Origin of the sequence: Mycobacterium sp. ENV421 (assembly GCF_002887815.1) — a bacterium.
In the GTDB taxonomy this organism is placed as follows: Bacteria; Actinomycetota; Actinomycetes; order Mycobacteriales; family Mycobacteriaceae; genus Mycobacterium.
This window is the reverse complement of the sequence record NZ_PDHO01000090.1, coordinates 1-3,924: the sequence shown is the minus strand read 5'-3', so window position 1 is coordinate 3,924 and position 3,924 is coordinate 1. Positions and strand designations below refer to the sequence as shown.

The 3,924-nt window shown below is 60.6% G+C and carries 6 protein-coding genes; 3 read left to right on the top strand and 3 right to left on the bottom strand.

Going from position 1 to position 3,924, the window contains the following annotated elements:
• Positions 1 to 320 precede the first annotated feature (320 nt).
• The gene (locus CRM90_RS29580) at positions 321 to 695 is read right to left on the bottom strand and encodes a cytidine deaminase family protein (RefSeq protein WP_233209595.1); all 375 of its coding nucleotides are present in this window, start codon (positions 693 to 695) and stop codon (positions 321 to 323) included.
• A gap of 78 nt (positions 696 to 773) precedes the next feature.
• Here CRM90_RS29580 and CRM90_RS29575 point away from each other — a divergent pair, with 78 nt between their 5' ends.
• On the top strand, positions 774 to 1,301 hold the full coding sequence (locus CRM90_RS29575; protein WP_102810397.1) for a DinB family protein: 528 nt from the start codon (positions 774 to 776) through the stop codon (positions 1,299 to 1,301).
• Positions 1,302 to 1,365: 64 nt separating this feature from the next.
• Here CRM90_RS29575 and CRM90_RS29570 read toward each other — a convergent pair whose 3' ends face one another.
• A complete protein-coding gene (locus CRM90_RS29570) occupies positions 1,366 to 1,962 on the bottom strand; it encodes a pterin-binding domain-containing protein (protein WP_102810396.1) in 597 nt (198 codons plus the stop codon).
• Positions 1,963 to 2,041: 79 nt separating this feature from the next.
• Between CRM90_RS29570 and CRM90_RS29565 the strand changes: the two genes are divergently transcribed.
• Positions 2,042 to 2,521 carry a hypothetical protein gene (locus CRM90_RS29565; RefSeq protein WP_102810395.1) on the top strand — a complete coding sequence of 160 codons (480 nt, stop codon included), beginning with the start codon at positions 2,042 to 2,044 and terminating at the stop codon, positions 2,519 to 2,521.
• Between the two features lie 4 nt (positions 2,522 to 2,525).
• Positions 2,526 to 3,128, top strand: coding sequence for a class I SAM-dependent methyltransferase (locus CRM90_RS29560; protein ID WP_233209594.1), 603 nt, complete (start codon positions 2,526 to 2,528; stop codon positions 3,126 to 3,128).
• 238 nt (positions 3,129 to 3,366) lie between these two features.
• Here the strand turns inward: CRM90_RS29560 and CRM90_RS30620 are convergent.
• Positions 3,367 to 3,924 (bottom strand): DUF6262 family protein (locus CRM90_RS30620; protein WP_102810393.1); only part of this gene is annotated, 558 nt, incomplete at its 5' end.

Below are 3,924 nucleotides of genomic sequence, written 5' to 3'. Positions count from 1 at the left end.
CGGTGAGGCTTATCGACCCTCACCTCAGTTGATGTGCGCGCATCTACGGCTTTGGCCTGGGCATAGTGAGGAAACGGAGGATTCGCTTCCGCGCGAGGTATGTAAGGGCTGTTGTCTCCGGGAGACTCCATTGTCGCGACTGACAACGAGGATCTGAGACGCGCGGTGTGAGACACGATATGAGACACCGCGACCTGGGACTACGCAGCTAGGAGTTACGCCCGAACGGGTGTCTCGTCTCTCTGGAAAAGAGACGTTCCCACCGTTGGGCAAAGCAGCGGTGCGTTTAGAGTCGAGTTAGCGGGCCGGCTACCGTACGATCATCGGAACGGCAGAAGCTCTCGCAGCGCGATCGAGCTGTCTACGTCAATCATCACGCGAGTGTCTGCGTTGGCCTCATCGAGCTGGATGACGAACTCTCGGCAACGCCCACACGGTGCCAGTACCTCGCCGTGGCGGTCCACCGCCACCATTCGCACGATCTTGCTTTGACCTGCGGTAAGCATCGCAGCTGCGGCTGAGAGTTCAGCGCAAAAACCCAGTGATGAAGCAGTGTCCACGCAGACACCCACGAACACATCGCCGTTCGCGGTCTCAATCGCAGCACCGACAGTGCCGCACACAGCGGACTCAGTCAGCTGACGCGGGGCGACCACGGCCCGCGCCGCAGCAAGTAGGGGCTCGAAACCACTCACCGCTTGAGGATGCACCAACTAACGCCGTGTCACCAAAACCCGTCCACGCACCCAAACAAACGAGAAGGATCAAACATTATGTCCGACGAGCAAATACGAAACGGCGCCGAACGATTGATCATCGAGAATCTGCTCGACCACAACCGTGAAGCACTCATCGAAACTGTCCGCGGCCTTCCCGAAGCCCAGGCCCGAATCCGACTCGTTGCATCGCTGACGACGCCAATCTCGTTGATCAAGCATGCCGCTGGTGCAGAGAGGATTTGGTTTCAGCGATTCTGGGCGGGACTGGAGGAATCCGAGTGCGATGGGTACTCGCGCCGCGACGAAGGCACCTTCTTTGTAACCGACGACGAGTCGCTGGAAGACGTCATCGCCGAGTTCGAACGAGCTAGCCAAAAATCACGGGAGATCGCGGCGGGCTTTAACCTGGACGACACCAAAGACAACCCGAGGGAAGGCGCCGTCAGCATGCGGTGGACGCTGCTGGCCATGATCCAAGAATTCGCCCGGCACGCCGGTCACGGAGACATCTTGCGCGAGCAGATCGACCGGCCCACCCCGCGCAACCCACGCACCGGGGTTGAGACACCAACCCTCACCTGAGACAGGAAGTGACTGGCCTCGAATCTTAGAAACGAGATAGGCCGCGAAGCAACGCCGCGACCGCTCAGGTGGTGGCGTTGGCTGTTGCGTCCTCGGTCATACATTGTTCAGTGAGGCGGTGTGTGCGAGTGATTACGCCTGTCAGCTCATTGGCTGCGGCACTGATCATTTCGGTTGCGTCGTTCCCGCCAGCTACGTCGTCGAGGGTCTGCTTTATACGCGTCAGGTCGTTGACGATGTGATCGAGAGCTTCGGCGGTAGTGGCTTTCCACCCGTCGATGCTCTGGCGCTGTGCGAGTAGCGCTCTGACGACATCGATCACAACGGCTCGCTCGCGATCGTTGAGCGTGTCCGTGGCGGATGGAAGTTCGTCCGCTAGAGGTCGCCCGGGTGCAGGTTGGCCGGCTGCCGCAAACGCCACCTCATCGGTAACGCCAGCCAGCCAGCCGATCGCGCGGACGGTAGCCGGAGATGGGGTGCCGCGGTAAGCGCCCCGCAATATTTGTGATGCGGTACTGCGGTTCAGTGACATGCCCCGTGGCCGGGCCGTTTCCTCAGCCTCGACGAGGGCCTGGATGTCACGCAGCGGGGCGCCAGTGCGGTCGTCGATGGCTTTGCGCAGCAGATCGGCCAACGTTGCTTGGGGTGGCGTCTCGTTCATTGAGTGTTTGTTGCCCTTCTCGACCGGAGTCGTCTATCGTCTATCGTGACAGATGACAACGGATAAAGAAAGTGACCTAATGACCGAAAACGATCCTGATCACGCCCTGCGGGAATGGAAGCGCAGAATCTTCGATGACAGCACTGCCACCATCCCCCGGGTGTTCTTGAATGTCGCGCGACGGCACGTTCACCCCAGTGCACATGCCGTCGGCTACACCAATTCCGAACACGGGATACATACGGTCACGTGGCTGAACGGATCGCAGTTCGGGGTCCTGAGCTGCGAGGGAAGCAACGATGACTCCAACGTCGCGATCACCGGTGCGGTAATACCGCTGGCCGAACTCAAGCAGGTCGACATCGCCATCGAAGACCAGCGCTACGACGAGGTATCCCGGCGGGTGACCCACTGGACTCGACGCGCCACATTCACCTTCAGCGGAAAGAAAGACTTCACCCTGCATTCGGATGAAGCACTCGATCAGCGACCCGACAAGTTCGGCGACTTCATCGATCGCGTCCTGCTGGCACTGGTCTCTTACGGTCAAGCAAGCTGAGGTGGTGAGCGACGAACGACATCGGTGGAACCACAACACCCACTACTACGACCTTGTTCTCGACACCATGCCACCAAACACGCGCACCGCTCTTGACGTCGGTACCGGCGACGGCCTGCTGGCCGTCCGTCTCGCCGAGGAGGTTCCCGAGGTCACCGGCATCGACTCCGACGCCGACATCATCAACCTCGCTCGATCCAGCACCTCGGCCAACATCACCTGGATCACCGGCGACGCCCTCACCCATGCCCTGCCCGAGGCGTACTACGACCTTGTGGCCGCCGTCGCGACCGTTCATCACTTGCCCGATCTGGCGGCCGGTCTACAGCGCCTCGCGGACCTCACTGCCCCCGGCGGCGCACTGGTTGTGATCGGTTGCGCTCGCAGCTCGACTCTCCCTGACTACGCCTTCGATGCCGTAGGTGTCATACAGCACCAGATCTACTCCCGCACCCGCGGCTTCTGGCAGCACAATGCCCCGGTCCAGATGCAGTTTCCGCACACGTACACCGAGGTCGAACAGATCGCAACGACGGTGCTCCCCGGCATGACCTGGCGTCGGCTCCCGCTATGGCGATACGCCATCACCTGGCGCAAACCGAAGTAGAAACACACCGGTCGATCGCGCCAGCTTCACATGAGACAGGAACTGATCAGTCCTGAATCTTTAGAAACGAGACGAGCGGTCTGTGGCGATGCACTCCTCACCGCGCGGAGTCCCGGATCAACACCCCGCGGGAATACTGCGGGCACCAAGTTTGCTGGGCCTCCGCGTCTTACTCGCGTTGCCAACGGGGTGAACAGCAGAACGTAGTTCAACCGCGTTGCAGATTAGCCTGCTGCGGTTACTCGGCGAGGTCAGCGTTCTGGCTCTTGATCATTCGACGCAGACTCGCCCTTGCGGCTGCAAGATCGTCTTCGGCAGCGGTCAGCTGTTCGCGCAGTGAACCGACGTCGTCACTCAGACAGGAGTTCTCGTTGCTCAGCCGATTGTTCACTTCGGAGAGATGGTCGATGCGCAGGCGTAACGACTGCGCCGATTCAGCTTGGAGCTGTTCACCAAGTCGTTCTCGTAGCACAATCTTGAGCCGGGCGTTCTCATGTCGCAGCGCCTTGATGTCCTGGCGAGCCAGTTCGAGGTCCGTCCGGAGGCTCGCGACTGATGGCTTCCGCCCGATGCGCTCATCGTGAGCGGACGGTGCACTCTGTGCTTGCATTGCGGCGGTGATGTACTCACGAACGCCTTCGGCGTAGACGAGCCATTGCGATACTTGGGCTGCCCGCGCGACAGAGGCGAAGGTGATCTCGGATCCGTCCCGGCGCATTTTGTCGACAGCTTGAAAGACCGCGTTGCGTTTCCGGTTGGACCGATTGTCTCGCGCTTCGCGAAGGACATCGGAGGG

What these genes read in the sequence shown, in the direction of transcription:
- CRM90_RS29575 (WP_102810397.1), top strand. Translation starts at nt 774, where the DNA reads ATGTCCGACGAGCAAATACGAAACGGCGCCGAACGATTGATCATCGAG.
- CRM90_RS29570 (WP_102810396.1), bottom strand. Translation starts at nt 1,962, where the DNA reads ATGAACGAGACGCCACCCCAAGCAACGTTGGCCGATCTGCTGCGCAAA.
- CRM90_RS29565 (WP_102810395.1), top strand. Translation starts at nt 2,042, where the DNA reads ATGACCGAAAACGATCCTGATCACGCCCTGCGGGAATGGAAGCGCAGA.